Origin of the sequence: Acinetobacter lwoffii, from assembly GCF_024129115.1 — a bacterium.
Classification (GTDB): Bacteria; Pseudomonadota; Gammaproteobacteria; order Pseudomonadales; family Moraxellaceae; genus Acinetobacter; species Acinetobacter lwoffii_T.
In genome coordinates, this window is sequence record NZ_JAMXXO010000003.1 from 122,099 (window position 1) to 146,692 (window position 24,594).

General features: G+C 43.5%; 26 protein-coding genes. 14 read left to right on the forward strand and 12 right to left on the reverse strand.

Annotated features, from left to right (window positions below; genetic code table 11):
• The first annotated feature begins 404 nt into the window (after positions 1 to 404).
• Positions 405 to 1,607, forward strand: a complete 1,203-nt coding sequence (locus NI470_RS04735; protein WP_253147835.1) for an MFS transporter — start codon at positions 405 to 407, stop codon at positions 1,605 to 1,607.
• A gap of 50 nt (positions 1,608 to 1,657) precedes the next feature.
• Here NI470_RS04735 and gshB read toward each other — a convergent pair whose 3' ends face one another.
• Positions 1,658 to 2,608, reverse strand: coding sequence for a glutathione synthase (gene gshB, locus NI470_RS04740; protein WP_253147836.1), 951 nt, complete (start codon positions 2,606 to 2,608; stop codon positions 1,658 to 1,660).
• A gap of 143 nt (positions 2,609 to 2,751) precedes the next feature.
• On the opposite strand from gshB, the gene NI470_RS04745 reads away from it, so the two are divergent.
• The 4 genes from NI470_RS04745 (at position 2,752) to NI470_RS04760 (ending at position 6,241) form a co-directional block, all read left to right on the forward strand.
• The gene (locus tag NI470_RS04745) at positions 2,752 to 2,952 is read left to right on the forward strand and encodes a DUF3565 domain-containing protein (RefSeq protein WP_005250311.1); all 201 of its coding nucleotides are present in this window, start codon (positions 2,752 to 2,754) and stop codon (positions 2,950 to 2,952) included.
• A gap of 124 nt (positions 2,953 to 3,076) precedes the next feature.
• The gene (locus NI470_RS04750; protein WP_253147837.1) at positions 3,077 to 3,499 is read left to right on the forward strand and encodes a hypothetical protein; all 423 of its coding nucleotides are present in this window, start codon (positions 3,077 to 3,079) and stop codon (positions 3,497 to 3,499) included.
• Between the two features lie 41 nt (positions 3,500 to 3,540).
• Positions 3,541 to 5,307 carry a copper resistance system multicopper oxidase gene (locus NI470_RS04755; protein WP_253147838.1) on the forward strand — a complete coding sequence of 589 codons (1,767 nt, stop codon included), beginning with the start codon at positions 3,541 to 3,543 and terminating at the stop codon, positions 5,305 to 5,307.
• Positions 5,294 to 6,241, forward strand: a complete 948-nt coding sequence (locus NI470_RS04760; RefSeq protein WP_005267673.1) for a copper resistance protein B — start codon at positions 5,294 to 5,296, stop codon at positions 6,239 to 6,241. The genes NI470_RS04755 and NI470_RS04760 overlap by 14 nt, the downstream gene beginning before the upstream one ends.
• A 171-nt stretch (positions 6,242 to 6,412) precedes the next feature.
• Here NI470_RS04760 and NI470_RS04765 read toward each other — a convergent pair whose 3' ends face one another.
• Entirely contained in the window at positions 6,413 to 6,745 is a 333-nt protein-coding gene (locus NI470_RS04765; RefSeq protein ID WP_005267675.1) for a hypothetical protein, read from the reverse strand.
• A 546-nt stretch (positions 6,746 to 7,291) separates the two neighbouring features.
• On the opposite strand from NI470_RS04765, the gene NI470_RS04770 reads away from it, so the two are divergent.
• A complete protein-coding gene (locus NI470_RS04770; protein WP_004281299.1) occupies positions 7,292 to 7,501 on the forward strand; it encodes a cold-shock protein in 210 nt (69 codons plus the stop codon).
• A gap of 461 nt (positions 7,502 to 7,962) precedes the next feature.
• Here NI470_RS04770 and pyrE read toward each other — a convergent pair whose 3' ends face one another.
• The gene (gene pyrE, locus NI470_RS04775; protein WP_004729142.1) at positions 7,963 to 8,613 is read right to left on the reverse strand and encodes an orotate phosphoribosyltransferase; all 651 of its coding nucleotides are present in this window, start codon (positions 8,611 to 8,613) and stop codon (positions 7,963 to 7,965) included.
• A gap of 40 nt (positions 8,614 to 8,653) precedes the next feature.
• Here pyrE and NI470_RS04780 point away from each other — a divergent pair, with 40 nt between their 5' ends.
• Together NI470_RS04780 and NI470_RS04785 are read left to right on the forward strand one after the other, a co-directional pair.
• Positions 8,654 to 9,472, forward strand: coding sequence for an exodeoxyribonuclease III (locus tag NI470_RS04780; RefSeq protein WP_005105345.1), 819 nt, complete (start codon positions 8,654 to 8,656; stop codon positions 9,470 to 9,472).
• 473 nt (positions 9,473 to 9,945) lie between these two features.
• Positions 9,946 to 10,296, forward strand: coding sequence for a Spx/MgsR family RNA polymerase-binding regulatory protein (locus tag NI470_RS04785; protein ID WP_168730606.1), 351 nt, complete (start codon positions 9,946 to 9,948; stop codon positions 10,294 to 10,296).
• Positions 10,297 to 10,368: 72 nt separating this feature from the next.
• Here NI470_RS04785 and NI470_RS04790 read toward each other — a convergent pair whose 3' ends face one another.
• Positions 10,369 to 10,806, reverse strand: coding sequence for a DUF2147 domain-containing protein (locus tag NI470_RS04790; protein ID WP_005105342.1), 438 nt, complete (start codon positions 10,804 to 10,806; stop codon positions 10,369 to 10,371).
• A 156-nt stretch (positions 10,807 to 10,962) separates the two neighbouring features.
• Between NI470_RS04790 and NI470_RS04795 the strand changes: the two genes are divergently transcribed.
• On the forward strand, positions 10,963 to 11,874 hold the full coding sequence (locus NI470_RS04795; protein WP_168730605.1) for an alpha/beta hydrolase: 912 nt from the start codon (positions 10,963 to 10,965) through the stop codon (positions 11,872 to 11,874).
• 62 nt (positions 11,875 to 11,936) lie between these two features.
• Here NI470_RS04795 and NI470_RS04800 read toward each other — a convergent pair whose 3' ends face one another.
• Entirely contained in the window at positions 11,937 to 12,506 is a 570-nt protein-coding gene (locus NI470_RS04800; RefSeq protein WP_005267680.1) for an FMN-dependent NADH-azoreductase, read from the reverse strand.
• 340 nt (positions 12,507 to 12,846) lie between these two features.
• On the opposite strand from NI470_RS04800, the gene NI470_RS04805 reads away from it, so the two are divergent.
• Positions 12,847 to 14,043 (forward strand): GGDEF domain-containing protein, encoded by a 1,197-nt coding sequence (locus NI470_RS04805; protein WP_005267681.1) that lies wholly within the window; start codon positions 12,847 to 12,849, stop codon positions 14,041 to 14,043.
• Positions 14,044 to 14,071: 28 nt separating this feature from the next.
• On the opposite strand, the gene dsbD is transcribed toward NI470_RS04805, so the two are convergent.
• From dsbD to NI470_RS04825, 4 genes are all read right to left on the reverse strand, one after another.
• Positions 14,072 to 15,913 carry a protein-disulfide reductase DsbD gene (gene dsbD / locus NI470_RS04810; RefSeq protein WP_253147839.1) on the reverse strand — a complete coding sequence of 614 codons (1,842 nt, stop codon included), beginning with the start codon at positions 15,911 to 15,913 and terminating at the stop codon, positions 14,072 to 14,074.
• Positions 15,914 to 15,931: 18 nt separating this feature from the next.
• Positions 15,932 to 16,687: a transporter gene (locus tag NI470_RS04815; RefSeq protein ID WP_004281287.1), complete on the reverse strand. Its 756-nt coding sequence runs from the start codon at positions 16,685 to 16,687 to the stop codon at positions 15,932 to 15,934.
• 21 nt (positions 16,688 to 16,708) lie between these two features.
• Positions 16,709 to 17,251, reverse strand: coding sequence for an ankyrin repeat domain-containing protein (locus NI470_RS04820; RefSeq protein ID WP_039902494.1), 543 nt, complete (start codon positions 17,249 to 17,251; stop codon positions 16,709 to 16,711).
• Positions 17,252 to 17,378: 127 nt separating this feature from the next.
• A complete protein-coding gene (locus NI470_RS04825; protein WP_004281285.1) occupies positions 17,379 to 17,744 on the reverse strand; it encodes an HPF/RaiA family ribosome-associated protein in 366 nt (121 codons plus the stop codon).
• A gap of 1,006 nt (positions 17,745 to 18,750) precedes the next feature.
• Between NI470_RS04825 and NI470_RS04830 the strand changes: the two genes are divergently transcribed.
• From NI470_RS04830 to NI470_RS04845, 4 genes are all read left to right on the forward strand, one after another.
• The gene (locus tag NI470_RS04830; RefSeq protein WP_004281284.1) at positions 18,751 to 19,485 is read left to right on the forward strand and encodes an outer membrane protein OmpK; all 735 of its coding nucleotides are present in this window, start codon (positions 18,751 to 18,753) and stop codon (positions 19,483 to 19,485) included.
• An 82-nt stretch (positions 19,486 to 19,567) separates the two neighbouring features.
• Entirely contained in the window at positions 19,568 to 20,080 is a 513-nt protein-coding gene (locus tag NI470_RS04835; RefSeq protein ID WP_004281283.1) for a GNAT family N-acetyltransferase, read from the forward strand.
• A gap of 172 nt (positions 20,081 to 20,252) precedes the next feature.
• Entirely contained in the window at positions 20,253 to 20,975 is a 723-nt protein-coding gene (locus NI470_RS04840; protein WP_005245661.1) for a hypothetical protein, read from the forward strand.
• A 66-nt stretch (positions 20,976 to 21,041) separates the two neighbouring features.
• On the forward strand, positions 21,042 to 21,749 hold the full coding sequence (locus tag NI470_RS04845) for a phospholipase D family protein (RefSeq protein ID WP_004281281.1): 708 nt from the start codon (positions 21,042 to 21,044) through the stop codon (positions 21,747 to 21,749).
• Positions 21,750 to 21,992: 243 nt separating this feature from the next.
• Here the strand turns inward: NI470_RS04845 and urtE are convergent, their stop codons facing one another.
• Genes urtE through urtC form a run of 3 tightly spaced genes read right to left on the reverse strand, consistent with a single transcriptional unit; the run spans position 21,993 to position 24,590 of the window.
• Positions 21,993 to 22,691, reverse strand: a complete 699-nt coding sequence (gene urtE / locus NI470_RS04850) for an urea ABC transporter ATP-binding subunit UrtE (protein ID WP_039902488.1) — start codon at positions 22,689 to 22,691, stop codon at positions 21,993 to 21,995.
• Positions 22,692 to 22,701: 10 nt separating this feature from the next.
• Complete coding sequence (urtD, locus tag NI470_RS04855; RefSeq protein WP_004281279.1) at positions 22,702 to 23,520, reverse strand: urea ABC transporter ATP-binding protein UrtD; 819 nt, start codon at positions 23,518 to 23,520, stop codon at positions 22,702 to 22,704.
• Complete coding sequence (urtC, locus tag NI470_RS04860) at positions 23,517 to 24,590, reverse strand: urea ABC transporter permease subunit UrtC (RefSeq protein ID WP_253147840.1); 1,074 nt, start codon at positions 24,588 to 24,590, stop codon at positions 23,517 to 23,519. The genes urtD and urtC overlap by 4 nt, the downstream gene beginning before the upstream one ends.
• Between the last annotated feature and the right edge of the window lie 4 nt (positions 24,591 to 24,594).

Below are 24,594 nucleotides of genomic sequence, written 5' to 3' on the forward strand. Positions count from 1 at the left end.
AAAATGGAGCAGGAAATCTGATTTAAGTAATCAATTGTAATCACAAACCTCAGGCCATGAAAGTTTATTTACTTTATTTCAACAAGGCTTTAATTGTTTTTTTCATGCAAATTCCAAGTTTAGACTCGTTTTATTTATAAGATCTGCACTTTTCCTTCGACTTAAGTGACATATCATAGCAATTTTAAATGATTTTCTCATTATATTATCAATAACCTTGCCACGGACAGGGCTTTATTTAGAACCCTTTACAGCTCACTCCCGGTCAATCCATATCCTATCATCGACTAATGAGCTTAGGCTTAAATCCTATCAATTTTATAAAACTTTCATGTTATTCATATCTATATATGAATGATGCTTGATGTACAAGCAGATGCTTTAAATGGACTCAGTTCGGATAAATGTCAAAAATATCATGTCATGATGTATGGATTATCTTGGCCAGTTATCTGGCTGCGATCCATGTCGGCAAACTTTCGGCCGTGATTCCTGTATTGCAGCAGGATTTAAACCTGAGTTTTACCCAGGCTGGTTTTTCATTAGCGTTGGTGCAGGCTGCCGGAATGCTGTTTGCGCTATGCATTGGCGCCTTCTCGGAAAAAATGGGATTAAAGCGCTGCCTGATCATGGCCTTAATCATTTTAGGGCTAAGCAGTCTTGCCGGGCTTTGGATTACGCAGCCTGCCACTTTATATGTATTGCGTTTTATGGAAGGAATCGGATTTTTAACCATCTCCTTGTGTGCGCCAGCCATTTTAAAACGTACCAGCCGCGCTGAAACACTGAATTTCAAGATGGGACTCTGGAGTTCCTATATGGGCATCGGTGTCAGTCTGGCCGTATTAACGATTCCTCTCCTGCTTGAATATCTGGACTGGCAAACGATCTGGGCCATTTTGGGCTGCCTGTGCCTGGTTATTGCTGGCATGATCAAACAATATTTAAATATTGAACCTGTCCTGGTAACACAGCTAGATTCTTTCCAGGCAGCTACGGAAAACACCTCATTCTGGCAGATTGTTAAAATTACCCTGACCCACCCACCGATTATCTGTCTGGCGATTATTTTCGCCTGTTATACCAGTCAATGGATTACTGTCACGGGCTTCCTGCCTACGCTGTATGTCGAACAGGGGCTAGACTTAAAACGCGCAGGGATGCTGGTCTCGATGGTCGTTCTGGCCAATCTGGGGGGTACTTTTGGCGCAGGCATGTTGCTGCAACAGGGTTATAGACCGCACACCTTATTGAGCACCGGATTTGTGGCAATGCTCTGCAGCAGTTGCTTGGTATTTGCCGCAAATTCCTGGCTCTCATTTGAATTGCAGGTTGTCAGTGCCGTGCTGTTTTCACTGATTGGCGGGATGATCCCGACCACTGTTTTTGCGATTACCCTGCACTATGCACCACGTGCCTATGCAGCAGCGGCCAGTGTGGGTGTGGTTTTACAAATTTCAGCCTGCGCACAGTTTTTTATACCGACCCTGAGCGCTGCGCTGATATCTGCCACCCAATACTGGGCCAATCTTGCCATTATCACTGTCTGCCTTTCGATGCTGGGCATGGTAATGACGGCATTTTTATTTAAGCGTTACCCTAAATAAAAAGATAAAAAGAGCCTGCAAGCAGACTCTTCTTTCACCTAATGCTGCCTTTAAACCTGATTGGCCTGACCTGCTTCCAGCACAGCAAACAGATCATCCGCAATCGAAGTACCAAACTGGGCATCAATTTCACGGATACAGGTTGGACTGGTTACATTAATTTCAGTGACATAATTTCCAATCACATCCAGCCCCACAAAGACCAGACCTTTCTCTCTGAGATACGGCCCTACTTTTGCTGCAATGGCCTTATCAGTTTCAGTCAGTGGGCGCGCCTCGCCCAGACCACCCGCGGCCAGATTACCGCGCACTTCACCATTTTGCGGAATACGGGCCAGACAATACGGCACTGGCTCGCCATTAATCATCAGGATGCGTTTATCGCCTTCGACAATTTCCGGAATATAACGCTGCGCCATGATCGGCTGGGTACCATTATTGGTCAGCATTTCAATGGTTGAACCGATGTTGATGCCATCCTGATACAGGCGGAAAATCCCGGTGCCGCCCATGCCATCCAGCGGTTTTACAATCACATCGACCTGTTCTTTGAGAAATTCACGAATCAGGCTTTGCTGCGAAGTCACCAAGGTCGGAACTTGCAGATGCGGGAACTGGGTCGCGAACAGTTTTTCATTACAGTCACGCAGGCTTTGCGGCTTGTTGATAATCCATGCCCCTTCGCGCTCTGCCTGCTCCAGAATATAAGTGGTATAGACGAAGTTCATATCAAAAGGCGGATCTTTACGCATCAAGACAACGTCATAAGCAGCAATCGACTCTTTTTGTTTTTCGCCAAGTTCATAATAATGGTCGTAGTCTTCAAATACCTGTAACGGCACGATCAGACCAAAGGCCTTGCCCTGATCGATATATAAATCTTGCTGCAATGCATAACCGAGTTCATGCCCGCGACGTGCTGCTGCCCACAGCATGGCCATGGTCGAGTCTTTCTTCAGGTTTACATTTTCAATGGGATCCATCACAACAAGTACGCGCATGTGTCTCTGCTCTTTTTCAAAAAATGACTTGGCAAGGAGTATAGCTTGTGTGGATTCTTTTGTTTATGGTGATTTTGCATGACTTATTTTATATAGGTTTTTAGATAGATGCTCAGGCAATTTGAGCTCAAGGGAGGTATGCCATGCAACAGGCCATTATCGGTTTTCACCTGGATGAGGAACAGCATTGGGTTGCAGAACTGGCCTGCGGACATGGCCAGCATGTGCGGCATACCCCGCCCTGGCAAAATCGCCCATGGGTGATGACCGAGCAAGGACGTAAAGAAAAACTCGGGATGCTGCTAGACTGTAGAAAATGCGAAAAGTGCGAAACTGAAACCTGAACCTATGAAAAAAGTAGTATGTAGGTGACCTAAAAAATAATCTTGTCCAGAATTTGCTAATTTGAGTTACTGCGTTTATGCTTTTATTGCTCAAACATGCAGCGCATTTTTTCAGGGTGTACTTTTGCTCATACGGCTCGTCAAACAGATCTGGTTGGTGATGCTTGTGGTTTTTGCCATAGGCTGGAGCAGTGTGTCTGTCGCATCTGCAAACACCATGCATCTGGTTATGCCGTCTGAAAAAACGAATCCTCATTGTCTGGAAATGACAAAACCCTCTGCTTCTCACTCGCTGCATAAGACTGATCATCATCAAGATCAGGAACTGATTCAGCCGAACTGTGTCAGTGACAGCACCCAGCAGTCATCAGATTGTCTGGATTGTGGCACTATGGCCTGCCAGAACTTGGTCACCAGCCTGCCCATTACAACGCCCGAGTTAAGCGTGCCTAATCACGGTTATCCGGAAAAAACCCTCCTCCCTGCTTACCATGCCCAGCACCTTGCCGGTTACTGGCAAGAAATCCTGCGCCCACCCAAAGCTTGATCCTGAATTTTTAAATTTTTTTATTCATTAAGGATTAAGTTATGTTGCTTAAAATCAGTCAAAGCCTGTGTCTGGGCTTCGGTCTCATCTCGTCGTCTGCCTTGTTTGCAGCCGTAAAAGAATATCATCTGGTCATTGATGAAAGCCCGATCAATCTCACCGGAAAGACGGTCAAGCGTATCACTGTAAACGGAAAATTCCCTGCACCCTTGCTGGAATTTGAAGAAGGTGATGATGCAGTCATTCATGTACAAAACAACCTGAACAATCAGGATACCTCGCTGCACTGGCATGGCCTCCTCCTGCCCGGGCTGATGGATGGTGTCCCCGGATTTAACGGTTTTCAGGGGATCAAACCGAAACAGTCTTTTACTTATCGCTTCAAGGTTCGTCAAAACGGCACCTATTGGTATCACGCACATTCCAAAGGTCAGGAACAGGATGGCCTCTATGGCGCATTGGTGATTCGCCCCAAAGCACAGACATTACTACCTCCACATGAACAAACCGAGCGGGATTATGTGGTGATGCTGTCAGATTTTCACGAACAAAGCGGCCAGCAGATTCAGAACAATTTAAAAAAATCGGCCGAATATTATCAGAACCAGCGCGAAACCGTTGGCGATGTACTCCAGCAGGTGAAACGTGATGGCCTGAAGGCCACCTGGTCAGACCGCAAGATGTGGAACCAGATGCGTATGCTGAAAACCGACCTATCTGATGTTACCGGTTATACCTTTCTGGTCAATGGAAAAACGCCGCAACAAAACTGGAGTGGCCAGTTCCAGCCCAATGAAAAAGTCCGCCTGCGTTTCATCAATGCTTCTGCCATGTCGTTTTTCGATGTGCGTATTCCCCAGCTGAAAATGACCGTGGTCAGTGCCGATGGACAACCGGTGCAGCCGGTCAATGTAGATGAATTCCGTATCGGAACCGCTGAAACCTATGATGTGATTGTGGAACCCACTGCAGCGCATTACCAGATTGAAGCGGAATCGATCGACCGCTCAGGCTTTGCCATTGGCAATCTGCATCAGGCAACTGATTCAAGTAAAGCCCTGGCTCCGGTTCAATTACCAACACCGCGCCCTCGTGCCTTATTGACCATGGAAGATATGGGACATGGCGAACAACATGACATGTCACATGACACACACAGCAGTCAGACCATGCAGACTGCCACAAGTGAACATGATCAACATGCCCAGCACGACATGCATGCAAGTCATAATGCCATGTCCGGAACCAATCAGCCTCATCAGCCGGTTGAGGGCTGGGCCAATATGTCTACGCCTGCAGGGCACAAAGCCTTGCAATATCAAGACCTCAAAGCCCTGACACCACAACCTGATACCCGCGCAGCAGAACGTGAACTGGTGATTCGTCTGGGTGGAACCATGGAGCGCTACATCTGGACCATGAATGGTAAAAAATTCAGTGATGCCGAGCCACTTCAAGTGAAATATGGCGAGCGGATCCGGCTGAAATTTATCAATGACAGCATGATGGCCCATCCGATGCATTTGCATGGCATGTTTATGCAGCTGGAAAATGGTCAGTCTGCTGCAAATATGCCAAATAAACACACCGTGATTGTGCCGCCCGGGAAAACGGTCACGACCTTGCTCACAGCAGACGAACTGGGAGAATGGGCGATTCACTGCCATCTGCTCTATCACATGAGTGCCGGCATGATGAACAAGCTGATTGTGGCACATGTAGATGAAGATCAAACATCTCACCCTTCTTCACAAAAAATGCCTTCAAAACCAGCAGCTGCTCAAGGAGAAAGCCATGCACATCACTAATCTTTTTGTAAAGTCAGTGCTCAGCAGTGCGCTTACCCTAAGCAGTCTGAGTATTTTTGCGGCAGCTTCTAGCGATCATACAAGCCATGCTGAACATCAGCATCATAGCGGACATCATGCCATGCAAAACATGGCTGATAACCACGCACAGCATACTGGAACAGCAGATGCCTCATCCTATCAACCGCCACCAAAGTTATTGCATCAACAGCAGGTGCTGAGCACGCCACAAAATTCAGTCAGTTCTGCCAGCGAACATGATCATCGTAAAGAACATGGTGCACAGATTTATAGCCAGATTATTCTGGACCAGAAATGGCAGCATAGTTCAGAGAGAAATGGAGCATTCAAGTCCAAGAACCAGGCCAGAGTCGGCACGGATGAAAATAAAATCTTCCTCAAGTTAGAAGCCGACAAACATGAATCCCATCAGGCCGAATATGATGCCAAAGTGTTGTATAGCCGCAATATTTCCGATTTTTGGGATGTGCAGACCGGGGTGCGCTATCGACAGGAAAATTTAGCCGAGCCTTCTACAAACCAGCAGAACGAGCGCTTCGATGCAGTATTTGGCCTGCATGGCCTGGCCCCCTACTTTTTCGAAACGGATGCTCATGTCTATGTCGGTGAAGATGACTTTGTCGGATTAAAACTGGAAACAGAGCGTGACCTGTTACTGACTCAGAAACTGATTATGCAGCCCTTTGTCGAACTGGATGTCATCCTGAATGATCAGGCAGCGAATGCGAAAAAAACCGGCCTTAGTCATGCCACCTTGGGCTTGGAAACACGCTATGAACTGAGCAAAAAGCTCATGCCTTATCTGGAAGTGGGTTATGAATATAGTAAAGGCAACAAACAGACAGCCTGGCAGCAAAGCTCTGATTCTGAAAAAGGCTGGATCTATGGTGCAGGTCTAAGAATGATGTTCTAAATTTTTGATACAGAAAATTATGCAGCTACGGGATATGAAGCTCCATTTATGCCCCGTAGCGCTATGGCACTATACATTTGGCTGAGAAAGATTTTTTAAGCCTATGAACTGTACATGCGATGTTTTTCTGCACTTTCCCGCTCATTAAGAGACTTGTTATTTTGCGAAAAACTAGTCTTCATCGCCTTGATTTCCACTGTTACTTTTAGCAACCAAAGTGCCTAACATAATGATAAAGGTACTCACACCGCCAATTAACAGGCTCAGCAGCCCCATTTCCAGCATAAAATTACTATCATCAGTCTCAGGGGCACCCCATAGAAATTGAAGACGATCGCCAAAAATAAAATTGATCGCACATACAAGCAGAAATCCAATCAAGGTGGCAATCAGTAAAGTAACCACCAAGTTCTTCCACATTTTACATCCGACAAACAGGATGATCATGGCCAGTCCAACCATGGTGATGATGGATATAAGTAACACACTGTTCCAGTAATCCATGAGACTCACTCGTATTTGGTTTTAAATTAAAATCAAGAAATTCTTATAGTTAATTTTTCCAATTGAATTTTAATATAGGTGGATTTTTATACACAAACAATGACGATAACTATCTTAAAACTACAAATACTAATTTACCCAAAGTTATAAAATACACTGACTTAGTAAAATCTTGCTGGGTACTGAACGATTTTGATTAACATAAAGTAACACAAACACAACGTGTATTTATTGTTTAGCTTCGCTAAAGCTTAAATGCAAATGATAAAGCTCAAGCGAATCAGCTTGAAATGCTTTAAAAAACAAGAATTGAGCTACTTTTATAAGAAAAATAAATAATAAATATAAAAAACTTGAATATTTTCTGATTTAGGCTATGCTGTCTTTAACTAGAAAAAAGCGTTGTTTAGTTAAGCTTCTTTAAGTGCCGCAGTATTATTTATAATCCTCAGTTTTTTCAGATCTTTATTTCAATTCTTGTTGTTTTTCCAAGTTATCCATAGTCATTTGCATGACTAAAATTATTAAAATTTAACAGGTTATATTATGTCTACTACAGTTACCGGTACAGTAAAATGGTTTAACGAAACTAAAGGTTTTGGTTTTATTCAACAAGAATCAGGTCCTGACGTTTTTGCACACTTTAAAGAAATCAGCAGTTCTGGTTTCAAAACTTTGTTTGAAGGTCAGCGCGTTTCTTTTAGCGTGGTTGATGGTCAAAAAGGTCCAAATGCGATCAATATCGTTGCGCTATAATTTAGCCCAGCAATAAGAAAAAGCACCTTCAGGTGCTTTTTTTAGCACTGAAGATTCATAATTTTGGTGAAAGGTTTTCTGATTGTCTGTTTAGCTCATCAAAAGTGAATTTTTAAGAATCATGTTTCTGAATCACTGCTGCTCAGTTAGACTTTATAAAAGATAAAAATGAAAAACCCCTAGCATCCTGCCAGGGGCTTTCCGTATGGGTTCGCTTGGTATAACTCCTGTCGTACCTTACTTTCCTTGTATTTATCTATTGTTATTCTTGTGTGGAACCTCCTGTTCCTGTTAAAGCTATCATAGGAAATTTCCACTATTCAAAACAGCCGCAAAGTGCTGGAATTGATGTAAGCCAATGCTTACAAGAATAGACAGAGATAATAAATTTCAAATGTTTAGCAAATTGAACATCTACAAAAAAAGGAAGCTCAAGCTTCCTTTTCTATGCCAATCTAGGCTTAGATCCCATATTTAACACGGTAATCTTCCATTTTCGCCAAAGCTGCTAGGTCGCCTTTCGCTTCCAGATAGTCCATTAAATCTTTCATGGTAATTAAGGCATGTACAGGAATCTCAAGCTCTTGCTGCACTTCCTGAATCGCAGACAGTTCGCCCTGACCTTTTTCCTGACGGTCTAATGCAACTAGCACACCCGCAATCTGCGCACCGGCATTTTTCAGGATGGTGACGACTTCACGAATCGCTGTGCCTGCGGTAATCACATCATCAATGATCCAGACTTTTTTACCTTCTACAGAAGCACCGACCAATACGCCACCCTCGCCATGGTCTTTGGCTTCCTTGCGATTAAAACCCCACGGCACACTTACCCCATGATTTTGCGACAGAGCCACAGCAGTTGCTGCCACAAAAGGAATGCCTTTATAGGCAGGTCCAAAAATCACTTCAACATGGTCACATTTGATCAGTTTTGCAGCATAGCCAGAAGCCAGCAATGTCAAGGCTTCACCATCATTCAACAGACCCGCATTAAAAAAATAGGGACTCACACGTCCCGATTTTAAAGTAAACTCACCAAATTTAAGCACACCGCGTGATAATGCGAGTTCGATAAAAGCTTGTGGGTTAAACTGAGCTGGCGTTGACATGAGGTGCTCCTAAATCCATTAATTAAGGTAAGACTTGCGCATGATACCAAAGAGTAGCTATCCAGGTGATCAAAAAATTCTTCGCGTCGTTTCAATTAATGTCAACGGCTTACGCTCATCTGTCACCAAAGGTCTATTAGAATGGATGGAACAGTCGGATGCCGACGTGATTTGCATGCAGGAAAGCCGGATCACGCATGCGCAGTGGACCGATAAATTCAAGCCTGAAGGCTGGTACACGCACCTGTTTCCTGCCGAGCGTCCGGGTTATGCCGGTACTGCCATTTATAGCCGTCTGCCTTTTGTGTCTCTGACCGATGGCTTGGGTTTTGAACTGGCCGATTCACAAGGCCGTTTTATTGCCGCTGAATTTAACTTGGGTCTAGAACAAACTGTACAGATCTGTTCCCTGTATCTGCCTTCGGGTTCATCAGGCGATGAAGCACAAGCGCGTAAAGATCACTTTCTGGAAGAATACGCAAAAATCCTGAAACAGTGGCGCGATGAAAATAAATCGGTGATTGTCTGCGGTGACTACAATATCGTGCATAAACGTATCGATATTAAAAACTGGTCGGGTAACCAGAAAGCCTCGGGCTGTTTACCGCACGAACGTGCCTGGCTAGATCATATCTACGATGAGCTTGGTTATGTCGATACTTTCCGTGAAGTCCGCAAAGAAGCCGAATTATACTCCTGGTGGTCAAACCGTGGACAGGCGCGTGCCAAGAATGTTGGTTGGCGGATTGATTATCATGCCTGCTCTCCGGACTGGAAAGAGCGTACCGTTAATGCCTGGGTCTATAAAGAACAATGGTTTAGCGACCATGCCCCCGTGATCATCGACTACAAACTATAATCTTCATTATTTAATTGAGTGAACATACGTTCACTCAATTAAGGCTTATCTCTTACATGACATGACGTATTTTTTGGGTTTATCTTAATGTAATAACATAGCATTATAGCGCTACGGCACAAGGACATGTCAGGACGACAACATAAGGACAGGACGCCGTAGGACGAAAATAAAACAGACTATAGATTTAGCTTGTTTTGCATGGATGTGACATTGGACGTTGGATTGAGACCCGCATGATCAGGATGATTAAATGCGGGTTTTCTATTTCTATCATTCCCAAATTTTTATTTTTCTTATTATTTAGATTGTTCTTTTTCTTGCTGCTCATGTTAAAGCTGCTTGATGTCATTTTGATGACATGACTTTTCTGGTATTTAAAATTTTTTCTTTTTTTTCATTTGCTTTTGCATGGTTTGCTGCTGCCAATTTGGTTAAGCTAGTTCATGATTTAAATTTTTTAGATGGCAGCTATGTTAAAAATTTACGGAATTAAAAATTGTAGTTCGATGAAAAAAGCCTTTGATCTGCTGACGGAGCAAGGTCTGAGTTATGAATTTCATGATTATAAAAAACAGGGCATCGATGCTGAAACCGTCAAAACCTGGCTGGATGCCTTGGGTCAGGACGTGGTTCTGAACAAGAAAGGCACTACCTGGCGTAAACTCAGTGAAGAAGAGCAACAGGCCACCCTGTCAAGTGAAAATGCCTTAATTAATGCATTAACCACCCATACCAGTTTAATCAAACGTCCAATACTGGCAACCTCTACAGGATTTATTGCCGGTTTTAATGAAACGGTTTATCGTAGCTTAGCCCACTAATATCTTGTATTGAATAACACTCATAAAAAAGCCTGACATCGATCAGGCTTTTGTATATCTGCTTAAAATAAATTAGTTGGCACGAATCCAAGTCTGGTTACGACCCAATGCCGCTACACCGATGAAACCACGTAGCTCAAGTTTCTTGCCACCGTCTGCCAACTGGCCTTTCAACTTATAGGTTTTACCGGATTGTGGATCAAGGATCGAACCGCTGTCATAGCTAGTCCCGCCAGCATTTTTTAGACCTTTAACAATGGTCAGGCCTTTCAGAGATTTGTTGTGATATGGCCCTTCACATTTCTTGCAGGCATTTTCTTCACCTGGAGTTAACACAGACTGAATACTGGCTGACAAAGTGCCGTTCTTTTGTTCAGTGAATTTAACCATGGCCTTAGGCTGCTTGGTTTTATCATCAATGGTTTTCCATACCGTGCCATTTAAAGGATCCGCGGCATTAGCCAGTGCAGATAAGCCTAGTAGTCCTAACGTAAGCGCTATTTTTTTCATTTTTCTTCATTTCCTTAGTCTGAAAATAGACCCATGTAGTATTAAAAAGTCACAACAATTTTTCAATTTTTAGCTGTGACTATTTAGTGTAACCTTGTAAATATGGTTGGTAAATAATCTACACGATCAATAAAAGCACAAAAAGATGGAAGGAAGATGAAGATAAGCCCGCTAACGAAACAATTAATTACAGAAAGCTTTTTAAAAACGGCCATTCGTGCCCCGAGCAGATTCAGTCTTCCACCGAGTTCAATGCGCATTGCTCTGGAACAGATGTGCAAACTTTTCCCTCAGGATAAAACGGTACAGATTCGCTCGCTCCGACTGGCCGGACTGCACGCGGAAGAAATTAAGCCGCAGCAGGAATCGACCCAGCTGATTTTTCATATTCATGGCGGCGCATTTTACTTAGGTTCTTTAAATACCCATCGCGCCTTTATGACTCAAATTGCGGCTCGAACCCAGATGCAGGTACTGCATGTCGATTATCCGCTATCACCTGAATCTGCCTATCCAGAAGCATTAGAAGCCTTGTTTGATGTCTATAATCTGCTGCTGGATCAAGGTGTTCAGGCCAAAGATATTATTCTGTCCGGCGATTCTTGCGGTGCCAATCTGGCCTTGGCGCTGGCACTCAAAATACAGCAGGAAAGTCTGCCACAGGTCAGCGGTCTGATTCTGCTGTCTCCACTGCTAGATTTAACGTTGACCAGTGAATCTTTACGTTATAACCAGAAGCATGATGCCCTGCTGTCTCTGGAAACAGTTCAAACCGGGATTGAATATTATGTACCGCGTTCAATTGATCGGGGTGATCCGGAAGTTTCTCCTTTTTTTGCCGATTTAACCGGTTTGCCACCGATTCATATTCAGGTAGGTTCCAAGGAAATTCTGCTGGATGATGCTAGCCGTTTTAAAGAAAAAGCGGAGCAGGCAGGTGTCGAGGTCGAATTTAAACTGTATACCGGCATGTGGCACAACTTCCAGATGTTCAGCGCCTGGTTCGATGAAGCCAAACAGGCGCTGACCGATCTTGCAGAATTTGCCCATCGTCTGGATCGGGATTAAGCATGATTTAGCATATAAAAAGGGTCAGCCGTAGCTGACCCTTTGAAAAGAGGTTTTAGGTTTTAAATGGCCTGAACCTGCTGCAATGCAGTTTGTAGCGCTTGGGCTTTAACCGCTTCTCCCATGTTCACCCCTTCAGCACGAATCACTTCAATATCATTCACGCCAGTAAAGTTAAATACGGTTTTCAAGAAAGCCTCCTGAAAATCAGCCGGGCTTTGCTCACCATACACACCACCACGGCTGCTGGCGATATACACTTTTTTATTGCCCGCCAGACCCACAGGACCTTGTTCGGTATATTTAAAGGTGCGTCCCGCGACACAGATCCGGTCAATCCAGGCTTTCAGGGTCGATGGCAAACCGAAGTTATACATCGCTGCACCAATCACCACGACATCCGCCTGCAAATATTGTTCTAAAATTTCCTCGCCCAATGCCGTCTGTTCTGCATTCTGGCCCATTAAAATTTCGGCGGTAAGATGGGGAATAGGCTGTGCTGCCAGATCCAGATATTCAACCTCAATGGCCTCAGCATATTTTTGCTGCAATTGTTCCACCACGGCCTGAGTTAACTGACGCGAAATAGAAGCATCTCCTAAAATACTGGAATCAATCTGTAAAACTTTCATGGCTTCGCTCTTTATCTTTGGTTGTTTCTAACAATGCAGCCATTTTAACGATTGACCATATTGAAATAATTAGCACAAATAAAACACATCATCCTGAATTTAGAACAAAACTGTATACCTCTTAACCTCTTTAATTTTGATGAGAACCCTTTGGCATAGCCTAGATCACTTACGCTATCGGCAAAGAATGAGCAGATCAGATATCAACTAAATCACAAAAATGTTTTAAATATTGTTGTTTATCAAGCATTCAAACTTATGTTATCTTGTGTAAATAAAGCTATAAATATCCAATAAGTCTTAAAAAATCTGCCATAACAATTAAAGTCAGACCGGGACCATGAAGCGAATATCGCCTGTATTAGAAAAAGTGCTAAGACACAGAATCAAGAAATATCTGGTCGAAGATGAAGTCGTGATGAACTGGCGTATCCTGAAGAAATGCATCCTGATGCTGACTTTGGGATGCGGTGTACATCTGACCTGGCTCGGCTGGGATCTCTTTGTTTTATTCAATCCTGAGTATTGGCAATATGTACAGATTGAACGGGTTCATTCACAAGTCGTGCTGAACGGCAGTTTTTTATTGATTTTAGCCTTACTGATTTATCCTTGTTATAAATTTCAGGGCAACCGTCTGGTGGAACGTTATCTACCCTATCTGGCAGTCGGCACCTTTGTGGTTTCGCTATGCCGGGATGCCTATATTGTCGGCGTGATCAGTCCGGTCGCTACCACCGCTTACGTCTGCTTAATTATGGTCGGTCTGGTGCTGTTTCATCGCACGCTGGTGTATAGCATGCTGATTCCTGCCTCCATTTTTCTGGGCGGATGTGCCTATTTAAGTTTCAGTCATCAATTACCTTATTCACCGCTCTTTAATATCGATGACAAGCTTTTCTATAATGGTTTCTGGCTGTTATCGATGCTGTATTTTATTTTGCCAATTCTGGCCGTCTGCATGGTGTTATTCGAGATTCTGCTCAGTCAATGGCGTCATCGCGAGCAGCTGATCAAACAACTGAGCCAGATTGATCCACTCACCAACCTGTTTAACCGCCGTAGCATCAACCAATGTCTGGATAAACTGAATGCTGCAGCCACTCCAAATTACGCCTTGGTCTTACTGGATCTGGATCATTTCAAGAAGATTAATGATCACTATGGCCATCATAAGGGTGATGAAACCTTAGTCGAAGTGAGTGCCGTGCTGAATCAGCAATTGCGCGAAAGTGATATAGTCGGCCGTTTTGGCGGGGAAGAATTTATTTTGGTGCTTAAAAATACCAGTCTGGAAAAAGCCGAACAAGTGGCTGAACGCTGCCGCATCGCCATTCAGCAATTGCAGATTTTCAGTGATGAGGATGAGCTGATTCCGGTGACCGCCAGTTTCGGGATTGCCATTTCTAGCGCGGAATTACGCCCGCAGCAGTTATTGAGTCAGGCTGATCAGGCGCTTTATCAGGCCAAAGCCGGTGGGCGTAATCTGGTCAAAGCTTATGCTGAACCGGTGCCAGTACAGATGCAGGTTTCTTAAACGGGTTCAGCTTTTTTTAAGAACTAAATTATGGATTTTCACTTTGAGCCAGTGCTTGCAGCTGTGCCAGCAATTCTGCCTCGCTAAAAGCACCGGTTAAACGTAAACCCCTAATTTCCTGCTGCTGCGCATTCAAGAATAAATACGTCGGCGGCCCGAGAATTTCCCATTGGTTTAACAGCGCTTGATGAGAGACATTATATTGGCTTAAATCCAGCTTGATCAGGAAATATGGCGCAAGCGCCTGCTGTACCGCTGCAGATTTTAAAATACGATGTTCGATCGGCTGACAGGCAACACACCAGTCGGCGTAGACATCAATAATAATCTTTTGCCCTTGTGGTGCCCTGTCCAAAATCTGCTGAAATTCTGCTGCACTACGTGCCACATGCCACTTGGCTTCTGTGCTCGCCTGCTCCACAAAAAAACGCTGACTGTGCTGATATTGGCTATAAGCGATATAGGGCACGGCCAGTACCAGACACAGGATATATAGCCATCTCAAACCGGTACGATGCCAGAAAATCCGGAACAGCACATAAGCCACGAAGGTCATACCCAAAGCTAGGGATAACCATTGTAAAGCGGCTTCTGAAATCAGTGGGCGAATAAAATACAGCGCCAGCGCCAGCATGATAAAGGCAAAGAGCACTTTGATCTGATTCATCCAGTGCCCGGCTTTAGGTAGAATCCGTGCTCCCAGAATACTGGCCAGCAATAAAGGCGTCCCCATCCCAAAACCCAGGGTAAACAGCAGTAAAGCCCCCTGCCACTGACTTTGCGTCTGAGAAATAAACAACAATGCACCTGCCAGCGGTGCGGTCATGCATGGCCCCACCAGAAGCGCCGAGATCATGCCCATGACACCGGCACTGACCAGACTGCCTCCCTGCTGCATGGCCTGTGCCCGATCCAGACGATGAACCAGACGTTGCGGCAGTTTGATTTCAAACAGGCCAAACAGATTCAGGGCAAACAGGACAAATAGCACACTAAAAGCAATTAAAGTCCCAGGTTGCTGCAACCAGCGCTGAAAATTCAGACCGGCCGAAGATGCAATTAGGCCAAGTACTGCATAGACAGCAGCCATACTGCTGACAAAAGTCAGTGCAATCATCCAGGCTTTCAGGCCTTTACTGTCACGTACAATCAGTGAGGTCAGAATCGGCAGCATCGGCAAGGAACACGGCGTAAACGCCAGTAAAATTCCCAGGCCGAAAAACAGCAAAAGCCCATAGCCCAAAGAGCGTTCAAGCAGTTGGGCTGACCATTTCTGGTCTTGTGCTGCATAGGGTTCGGTTTGTGTGTTGGGTGATGCAGAGATTTCATCTGCTGTAGATTCTGAAGAATCTGCTGTATTAAACAGGGTATTGTGTTGCAGTGACGAAGTATTCAGATCAAGTAAACGCTTTGTTCCTGATCCGGCAGCTTCAAATTGCACCAGACCGGACAAATCGGTCTTGAACTGAATGGTTTGTGGCGGATAACAGATCCGGTCTTTGGCACAACCCTGCCAGCTGACCTGATAGGATCGCCCCGCCTGAGTCGGGATCTGAAACTTTAACTGCTGATAATAAACCTGGGTATGCCCATAGTTGTCATCATATAAATCTTCAGCGGGTGGCAACTCAAACGTCACCGGCTGGTTGCCCTGCCGGACTTCAATTTTATGCTGATACAGATAATAGTTGTCCGGAATCTGCCAGCTCAGTTCAGCCTGCTGCTGACTGGTGGAGATCACGCTCACAGGAAAGGCCTGCTCGGCAGACAACAATGCAGTTTCCGCCTGAGCAGGACTGCTGAACAAGGCGCTTCCCAAAATAACCGGGGCAAGCATTTTCCCCCAGGTCGGGAACTGCGAGTATTTCATCTTCTATGAATGAGTATCTTAGAACAGCACAGAGAAACCTAGGCCTGAGAAGTAGCTTCGATCTGCACCATCCAGATCTACACCGACATTCGCATCTAACTGGACACGATCGTTTAAAGCATACATGACCCCGGTACCGAGTGCGTATTGATTATCGACACTTTCCGCTTTACGGTAAATCAGTTCAGAATAACCTGACCAGCGATCAGTAATGCGGTAGCCTAGAGAAGGAATCGCAGACACTGCCCAGTTGCTGTCCTGCCATTCATAACGCATGGTCAATGCGGTACTGACCAAGTCATTATATTGATACGACACGACAGAACCCAAGCTGTAAATATCTTCTTCATTAGTGAAACCGGCATTGCCTGTTGCAATGATGGCTTCGGCCAACAAAGCCATACTGAGTTTGTCATCATCCAAATCAATGGCCTTTTTCAGACCAATACTAACATCGCCCAGACCATCATCTTCTTCGGTCTGGCCATTGGATTTCACTTGGGTCCAGGTCGGGCCAGCCCAACCTAAACGCAATTCCAGATCATCACTGAGTCCGGTACGTAACAACATATCTGCACTGAGTGTGGTCGCGGTCTGATCGCCCGACTTGCTATAACGCGCTGTAGGCAAGCCTTGCTCCCAAGCGACATTTCCGACTGGCGTAATTCCAGTACTCAGACCCTCACCTGGTCGATCAAATTCAAAATCTGCTGCGAAAAGCTGTGCACTACAACCGGCCAGTGCAATCAAACCCAATGTTTTTAATGTTGTCATGTTGGAGCTCTTTATTAAAATTTAACTAAGTTCTTTGGTCATTTTTGCGCCATGCTTGCGAAGCAGTTCTAGCGTCTGTTTTTCTTCATCCAAGGCTTCTGACCAGTTGATTTCATCAAAATCACAATCAAAGAATAGATCACTAATTGAAGATAAAATAGTCATGCCATCTTCATCTTTGCTATTTGGATCGACTTTTTCATCCAGTAAACGCTGCACAGCTGGCGCGCATGCAGCACTTGCGGCATCCCAGAGCGGGCCATAAATTTCTTCTGCATCCCACAGATGCAGATTTACCTTGGCCTGAATCAGTTCTTCCAAAATCTGCAAATGTACCGCCAAACGGGCCTGTTTCTCATCTTCTGAAAGTGGTGTACCGGCTTCATACAGCTCACACACCTCTTCCCACCATTTAAACAGGCCATCTGACCAGACCGAAATCACCGGGCCTTTGTCATGATCAATAAAATTCGGGTTGAGTCCATCTGCCAGCAGCTGTTTGACCTGATCCAGATTTAATTCTTCGAGTGCTTGCACAAAAAGCTGTTGTTGCGCAGTTAACATGATGGAGCTCACTTTGATTCGTTTTCGACTATTATGCCGAATAAAGCAGGATTTGTTGTGCTTCTCATAACTATATTTTTGTTTAATACGAAAAAAGCCCCGCAGGGCTTTTTCAAATCGGTTCGGCTTACTCTTCGATATCCGCAGTATCTGTGTCTGCTAGTTCGAGAGCACCAGGACGAACATTGTCTTTTTTCTCGATCACATGTTCCAGACTACGTTTTAGTCGGTCAATTGCACCATGGATCGCAGTATCGACATTATGGCCACGATGATTGACTACGACAGGTTTCAAGCCTGCAGGACGCGCTTCAATCATACAGCGAATATCGTCATCGCCGCCTTTGGCGCCATTTTCATCACTGAGATGGACTGAAAAATGGGTAATACGTTCGCTGTGGCGCTGGAATTCTTGATTTAATTCTTCCCGTACATAAGTAATTAAACGATCACTATTCTGAATGTGGTTATCGGTACGAAGTTCAATATTCATATATTACCATCCTCAATCTTTGTAACTTTTGAGTGCAAAATTTTTTATCTTGGCACGTTTGTAGCTTGCTGTTTCGCATCGCATTTCACTTCTTCAAATGATTGGAATCACACCCTCCATTTTGAATGATGAACACATTTTTGAGTCTGCAGAATCGTGTCCTTATATCTTGAATATCGGCTGTATCTGGGAAATATGCAAGTGATATTTTGGTTTTTTAGCAAAAGAATAATCCATTGTGACAACTGCTTACTCAGCTCAAAAATACAGGATTTTTCAAACGGAAATTTCACAACCTTTCACACGATTTAATTTGAAATGTTTTTTTGGCCAGGTAGATAAATCGCTTAAATAACATTCGACCAAGAAACCTAAAAAAAAGAAATTAAAAGTATTTTTTTATGAAAATTAGCTCACTTTTATCTAATAGTTTTTCTTATAAGATCAGCGCCTAGTCAGCCTTACAGTTCTGAATAGATCATTTGCTTTATCATTATTTAGTTGCTTTTGCAGAACCGGGAAAAATACTCTTTCGTCATTCGAAAATAATAAACTGCAAAAATGATTTTCAATTGAAATATAAGACCGATCACTCTTATTTTACGACGCTGAGAACAGGCTTATAAAACGACCGTCATTTGAGATTTTAGAACTAACCTCATTACACAAACAGAACAAAGCTATTCAGCCTCAGGCTCAAATTAATTACTAAACAATCTGTATATTCCCCCTATTTTTACTGGTTTTCTAAACTCATCATCCTGAATTGAAGTGATTTTATATTTTTAGTTATACATTCAGTCTTTTAAGGCACTACATATTCAACTTTATTTAAAAAATAATAATTTAGAGAAGTATCAGCGAAAGGCAATGAAAACTGAGGAAGATGATCGTCTTCATTCAACTCATGGGGGCTGAAATATATTTAAGTCAGCGATCACTTTTAACTTTATTTTTACTTATTAATCTGTATGCTTATTCTGCTTTCTCGGGGGGATAGATTTAAATGAAATTTACACAACTTGCGGCACTTTGTGCATTGGCTTCAACTGCAGCATTTGCTCAAGCAAAACCAGTTTGGCAGGACTTTAGCGTTACAGGTCTTTATGGTGAAAACTATAAATCACCATTTCTCACTCAAGATGAAAAGCTTGATCAAACAACAGTTACTGCTGAATATGCGGCAGGTTTAAAATATGGTGATTTCTTTGCTTTCGCTGATCGTACTAACAATGATCCAGAAGGTAATAGTACCTATTTTGAGGTTGCACCGCGTTTAAGCTTAAGTGCAGTTTCAGGAACTAAACTTGAAGTTGGTCTAATCAAGGACGTACTCGTTGCGACAACTTGGGAAGGTGGCGAAGGCTTTAATAACTATTTGTATGGTGTTGGTTTTGCTTTAAATGTTCCATATACTCAATATGCAAACATTAACTTCTACAAAGCTGACAATGATAACACTGCAGATGATTATCAAATGACCATCACTTACGCAGTACCATTTAAGTTAGGTACTGAAGATTTCCTTGTTGATGCATTCCTGGATTGGTCAACGGCTGAAAAGAATGGTCACGCAAGTGAGTTAAACTGGACATCTCAGTACAAATGGAATGTAGGTAAACATATCTCTCCAGACACTAAACTTTATGTAGGTATCGAACATTCAGTTTGGAACAATAAATATGGTTATAAAGGCGTAGACCAAAATGATGTCAGCGCACTTGTGAAATATCATTTCTAATTGATGTATGATCAAAGGCAGAACTCCGGTTCTGCTTTTTTTTTAAACTGTGATTTCAGCTCACCTCTACTAGAACAAGAATATGCCTGATTTTGACATTCGACCTGCGACCGAACATGATCTTGAAACCATCCTCGAGATTTATAATCAGGAAGTACTCTATGGTACTGCGACCTGGAACAGAACAGCCTTTGATTTGAACTATTTCAAAATCTGGTTTAAACAGCTTAAAAATCAGAATTTCCCGGTTTTTGTGGTTGAAGATACTCAAAATCAAGTCGTTGCTGGCTATGCCTGTTATGATCAGTTTCGTAGTATTCAGGGCTTTCAACAGACGGTAGAACATTCCATCTTTTTAAATCCAGATTATGCAGGGCAAGGTTTGGGTTCTAAATTATTGCAATATTTAATTGAACAGGCTCAAGTACAGAAACTGCATATCATGGTCGCGGCGATTGATTCTGAAAACAACTCATCGATTCGTCTGCATGAAAAACTGGGCTTCGTTCAAACTGCCTATATGCCGCAAGTCGGACAGAAGTTTGGGCAATGGCGTGATTTGGTACTCTTACAACTCAATCTGGATCAAGCTTGATTCATTCTTAGTTTAAAACTATTCCAGAACTGCTTTCTGGACACTACTCTTCAGCTTTTTAATACTTGGCCATCACGATATTTTGTTCTTATCCAGTTTAATAAGCACAAGTTCTATTTACTTATACGAGCGGCTATGTTTTATTCAGCTAAAAATCATACTGAATAACACCATGTATAAATCTCTATTGTCTATCGGTCTTTTAGGTTTAAGCGCGCACACTTTTGCTGATTCAGATTTTGAAAAAGAGCTCCGTTCAGGCTGTAGCAAAGTGCAAAGCTATGCAAATAATGGCAAGAAATTCTACGACCAAAAACAATATCAAAAGGCTATAGCGCAATTTGAGCAACAAGCCGCCTGGTCATCTTTTTGTGCGATGAATGTAGAAGATGAGGGTACAGCTTTTTCTGAACGTGATATCACCACGGCATTTAATAATGTCGGTTTAAGTTATGCCAAGCTTGGAAATCCGCAGTGGGCACGCGCCTGGTTTTCCGTTTTTCCGAATGCTAAAGCCAGCCAGTTCAATCTGAAGCAATTGCCTGCACCACAAAAACCAAAGAATCTTGCAGGGAAATATGTCCGCTATGCAGGTTTTGGTCAGTGGAATACGATGGAGGTTAAACCAGCTTCTAATGCCTACCAGATTGAGTTTAATGGACTCTATATGGGTTTACGCAGTCTGATTTATGGACCAAATATGGGAGAATTTTTAACCCGTATGTCGCTGAATAAAGCTCAGGCCAATTACAGCGTAGAAGATTGCAAAATTGATTTGAAATTTCAGTTTAACGCTCAAATTGGACAACAGATTGTGGTGAATAGCAACAATCCAATGTCTTGCGGTTTTGGCCATAATGTCTCAGCGGATGGCATGTATTTAAAGGTTGAGTGATTGCTGATTCAGCGATATCTTATTCCCCTATAACAAACATAATATTCAAAATATTACAGGGAAAATATGGCTAAATTTCTAAATACCAGTGCAACCAATTTTTTCTTAGAAGAACTCATTAAAAATGCCAAAGAACGTCTAATTTTAATCAGTCCGTATTTACGTCTCAATGACCGTATTAAAGAATTATTAGAAGACAAAGACCGGTTAAAAATTGATGTTCGGATTGTCTATGGCAAAAGTGATTTGCATCCTGAAGAAATCAAATGGATTCAAAAACTGGACTATGTGCGTTTGAGTTTCTGCAAAAACCTGCATGCAAAGTGCTATCTCAATGAATCGGAATGTATTATTTCGAGTTTGAATTTATATGAATTTAGCCAGGTCAATAACAATGAAATGGGCATTTCAGTTCGTAAGTATGAAGATGATGAGGTTTTTAAAGATGCGTATGAAGAAGCGCAGCGTATTATTCGGATTAGCGAAGAAGTCCGGATCAGCTTAGATGAAGTCAAAGCTAATCCGAACACTGAGGATTTAGGTCAAACTGATGAAGAAGCTAATGCCTTTAGTAAATTGACCACCTCCAAACTGGCTGCCAAATATAAAATTAAAACAGCAGATTTACTTGAAAAGTTAGTGGATAAAGGCTTTTTAAAGCTGAATGACACGGGTAAACATTTTTTAACTGACCAAGGCAAATCCATCGGTGGTGAATACCGTCCAAGTCAGTACGGCGGCTATTTTTTATGGAATGAAAATACGGAGATCTAATCCCTCCATTATTCAAAAAAGAAAATTCCCCTCTCTTTAAGAGATGAGAAGCTCTGCTTCGTAAGAGGAGATTTAAAATTTAATCCCTCCAAACCTCCCTTTCTTACGCTTCGATATAAAGCAGTGCTTATATCTTGCTTAGGGAGGCTTTTTCCCTCTCCTTCTAGGAGAGGATTAGGGTGAGGTAAATAAAGATAAACCCTCATCCCCCGCCTTCTCCCATAGGAGAAGGAGCTAAAAGCCTTAAATCGCCACCAACTCCCGAATACCTTTCTCAGGCATTTCACTGCCCACACCTTGCGCTACAACCTGCCCACGTGCCATCACGGTATAAGCATCAGCAAGTTCTTCAGCAAAATCATAGAATTGCTCTACCAACACAATCGCCATCTCACCCCCATCTGCCAGTTTACGAATGACCCGACCAATATCTTTAATGATTGACGGCTGAATACCTTCAGTCGGTTCATCCAAAATCAGCACACGCGGTTCAGAAGCAAGTGCTCGTGCAATGGCAAGCTGCTGCTGCTGACCACCAGACAAATCTCCGCCACGGCGGTGCTTCATTTCATCCAACACAGGGAAAATTTCATAGAGATGCTCAGGCACTTTGCGTGTCTTTGCGCCTTTAAATTTCGCCATACCAATGAGGATGTTTTCCTCCACGGTTAAAGTTGAAAAAATATCTCGACCTTGGGGCACATAAGCCAGACCTGCACGGACACGCTGTTCAGGACTGAGTTTCGAAATGTCCTTGCCATCCAGCAAAATCTGTCCGGATTTAATCGGTAAAATACCCATCAGACATTTAAGGAGCGTGGTTTTCCCTACACCATTGCGCCCAAGCACCACCGAACACTCACCCACAGGTGCAGTCAACGACACATCACGTAAAATATGACTGCCACCATAAAATTGATTGACGTCTTTGACTTCTAACATCACGGTCTCCTTAACGTCCTAAATACTTTTCAATGACATCTTCATTGGCTTGTACTTCTGCCAATGTGCCTTCTGCTAAAATTGCGCCTTGTGCCAATACCGTGACTTTTTCACTAATCGTATCGATAAAGCTCATGTCATGCTCAACCACAACGAGGGTGTGATTTTTCTTGAGTTCTAAACACAGCTCCGCCGTGCGCTCGGTTTCGGCATCGGTCATGCCTGCTACAGGTTCATCCAGTAAAATCAGTTTTGGACGTTGCATCAACAACATGCCGATTTCTAACCATTGCTTTTGACCATGCGACAGCAAGCCAGCAGGTTTATTAATGAACTCTTGCAGACGAATTTGCGCAAGTGATTCATCCAGGGCATTTTGGGCATCGGGATCGAGTTTGCTAAAGAAACTCTTTTTCACGCGCTTGTCTTTGGGTGCTGCTAGAAGCAGATTTTCCATGACGCTGAAATTTTCAAACACCGTCGGTTTTTGGAATTTACGTCCAATGCCTGCTTCAGCAATTTGCTCGGTACTCATTTTGGCTAGGTCATAGTTTTGCCCGAAAAATGCAGCGCCTTCAGTTGGACGGGTTTTTCCGGTAATCACATCCATGAGGGTGGTTTTCCCCGCCCCGTTCGGTCCAATAATGCAGCGTAATTCCCCTTCTTCGATATACAGCGATAAATCATTTAGGGCACGAAAGGCATCAAACCAGACACTGACTTTTTCCAGATACAATGCAATGCCATGGGTAAAGTCCGCGCCTTGTTCTTTTGGGCGACCATAGCCTTCAGAAGCATGACCACCATGCGGTTGCAGGATCTCGCTCATTCGCTACGCTCCTTTTTAAAACGGTCAAACAGACCAATAATGCCTTTCGGTAAGAAAATGGTGACCACAATAAATAGCGCACCCAAAATGAGTAACCATGCTTCAGGATAAGCCGAGGTGAAATAGGTTTTTACCCCGTTAATGACACCTGCACCAATTAGTGGGCCAATTAAAGTGCCACGACCACCCGCTGCCACCCACACCGCCATTTCAATCGAGTTCACCGGGTTCATTTCACTTGGATTAATAATGCCTGCTTGCGGCACATACAGCGCGCCTGCAATCCCTGCAATCACAGCAGAAAGCACCCAAGCAGAGAGCTTGTACCAAAGCGTGCGATAGCCCAAATATTGCAGACGATTTTCGCTGTCACGAATCGCCCCCAACACACGGCCATACGGTTTATTCATCAAATGACGTAAACCGATAAAGCAAAGTAACAACACCAACGCCGTAATAAAGCACAGGCTCGCTCGCATAGATGCCGAAGTAATATCCATGCCTAAAATGGTTTTAAAGCCTGTAAAGCCATTATTGCCACCAAAACCGGTTTCATTGCGGAAGAACAATAACGCTGCAGCAAAGGTCATGGCTTGGGTAATAATGGAGAAATACACGCCCTTAATTTTCGAACGGAAAGCAAAAAAACCAAAAATAAACGCAATGATGCCCGGCACTAATACCACAAGCGCGAGTGACCACAGGAAGTATTCAGTTCCAACCCAAAACCATGGTACTTCTGTCCAACTGAGGAAACGCATGAAATCAGGAATACCTTCACCTGCGGATTGGCGCATCAGGTACATGCCAAAGGCATAACCGCCAAGGGCAAAGTACAAACCATGTCCTAAACTTAAAATTCCGGCATAGCCCCAAACTAAATCCAGTGCCAAAGCGACCAGAGCCAAACACATGATTTTGCCAATCAAGGTGACCCAATACGCAGATAAATGCAGGGTTGAATCGGCAGGTAACAGGTGTAACCATGGCAATGCTAATAAAATGGCAAAGCATACGGCAATCGCAATGCCACTATGCGGTTTGTCGGATAATAATTGTGTAATCTTCATGTGC

What these genes read in the sequence shown, in the direction of transcription:
- NI470_RS04735 (WP_253147835.1), top strand. Translation starts at nt 405, where the DNA reads ATGTCAAAAATATCATGTCATGATGTATGGATTATCTTGGCCAGTTAT.
- gshB (WP_253147836.1), bottom strand. Translation starts at nt 2,608, where the DNA reads ATGCGCGTACTTGTTGTGATGGATCCCATTGAAAATGTAAACCTGAAG.
- NI470_RS04745 (WP_005250311.1), top strand. Translation starts at nt 2,752, where the DNA reads ATGCAACAGGCCATTATCGGTTTTCACCTGGATGAGGAACAGCATTGG.
- NI470_RS04755 (WP_253147838.1), top strand. Translation starts at nt 3,541, where the DNA reads ATGTTGCTTAAAATCAGTCAAAGCCTGTGTCTGGGCTTCGGTCTCATC.
- NI470_RS04760 (WP_005267673.1), top strand. Translation starts at nt 5,294, where the DNA reads ATGCACATCACTAATCTTTTTGTAAAGTCAGTGCTCAGCAGTGCGCTT.
- NI470_RS04765 (WP_005267675.1), bottom strand. Translation starts at nt 6,745, where the DNA reads ATGGATTACTGGAACAGTGTGTTACTTATATCCATCATCACCATGGTT.
- NI470_RS04770 (WP_004281299.1), top strand. Translation starts at nt 7,292, where the DNA reads ATGTCTACTACAGTTACCGGTACAGTAAAATGGTTTAACGAAACTAAA.
- pyrE (WP_004729142.1), bottom strand. Translation starts at nt 8,613, where the DNA reads ATGTCAACGCCAGCTCAGTTTAACCCACAAGCTTTTATCGAACTCGCA.
- NI470_RS04780 (WP_005105345.1), top strand. Translation starts at nt 8,654, where the DNA reads ATGATACCAAAGAGTAGCTATCCAGGTGATCAAAAAATTCTTCGCGTC.
- NI470_RS04785 (WP_168730606.1), top strand. Translation starts at nt 9,946, where the DNA reads ATGTTAAAAATTTACGGAATTAAAAATTGTAGTTCGATGAAAAAAGCC.
- NI470_RS04790 (WP_005105342.1), bottom strand. Translation starts at nt 10,806, where the DNA reads ATGAAAAAAATAGCGCTTACGTTAGGACTACTAGGCTTATCTGCACTG.
- NI470_RS04795 (WP_168730605.1), top strand. Translation starts at nt 10,963, where the DNA reads ATGAAGATAAGCCCGCTAACGAAACAATTAATTACAGAAAGCTTTTTA.
- NI470_RS04800 (WP_005267680.1), bottom strand. Translation starts at nt 12,506, where the DNA reads ATGAAAGTTTTACAGATTGATTCCAGTATTTTAGGAGATGCTTCTATT.
- NI470_RS04805 (WP_005267681.1), top strand. Translation starts at nt 12,847, where the DNA reads ATGAAGCGAATATCGCCTGTATTAGAAAAAGTGCTAAGACACAGAATC.
- dsbD (WP_253147839.1), bottom strand. Translation starts at nt 15,913, where the DNA reads ATGAAATACTCGCAGTTCCCGACCTGGGGGAAAATGCTTGCCCCGGTT.
- NI470_RS04815 (WP_004281287.1), bottom strand. Translation starts at nt 16,687, where the DNA reads ATGACAACATTAAAAACATTGGGTTTGATTGCACTGGCCGGTTGTAGT.
- NI470_RS04820 (WP_039902494.1), bottom strand. Translation starts at nt 17,251, where the DNA reads ATGTTAACTGCGCAACAACAGCTTTTTGTGCAAGCACTCGAAGAATTA.
- NI470_RS04825 (WP_004281285.1), bottom strand. Translation starts at nt 17,744, where the DNA reads ATGAATATTGAACTTCGTACCGATAACCACATTCAGAATAGTGATCGT.
- NI470_RS04830 (WP_004281284.1), top strand. Translation starts at nt 18,751, where the DNA reads ATGAAATTTACACAACTTGCGGCACTTTGTGCATTGGCTTCAACTGCA.
- NI470_RS04835 (WP_004281283.1), top strand. Translation starts at nt 19,568, where the DNA reads ATGCCTGATTTTGACATTCGACCTGCGACCGAACATGATCTTGAAACC.
- NI470_RS04840 (WP_005245661.1), top strand. Translation starts at nt 20,253, where the DNA reads ATGTATAAATCTCTATTGTCTATCGGTCTTTTAGGTTTAAGCGCGCAC.
- NI470_RS04845 (WP_004281281.1), top strand. Translation starts at nt 21,042, where the DNA reads ATGGCTAAATTTCTAAATACCAGTGCAACCAATTTTTTCTTAGAAGAA.
- urtE (WP_039902488.1), bottom strand. Translation starts at nt 22,691, where the DNA reads ATGTTAGAAGTCAAAGACGTCAATCAATTTTATGGTGGCAGTCATATT.
- urtD (WP_004281279.1), bottom strand. Translation starts at nt 23,520, where the DNA reads ATGAGCGAGATCCTGCAACCGCATGGTGGTCATGCTTCTGAAGGCTAT.
- urtC (WP_253147840.1), bottom strand. Translation starts at nt 24,590, where the DNA reads ATGAAGATTACACAATTATTATCCGACAAACCGCATAGTGGCATTGCG.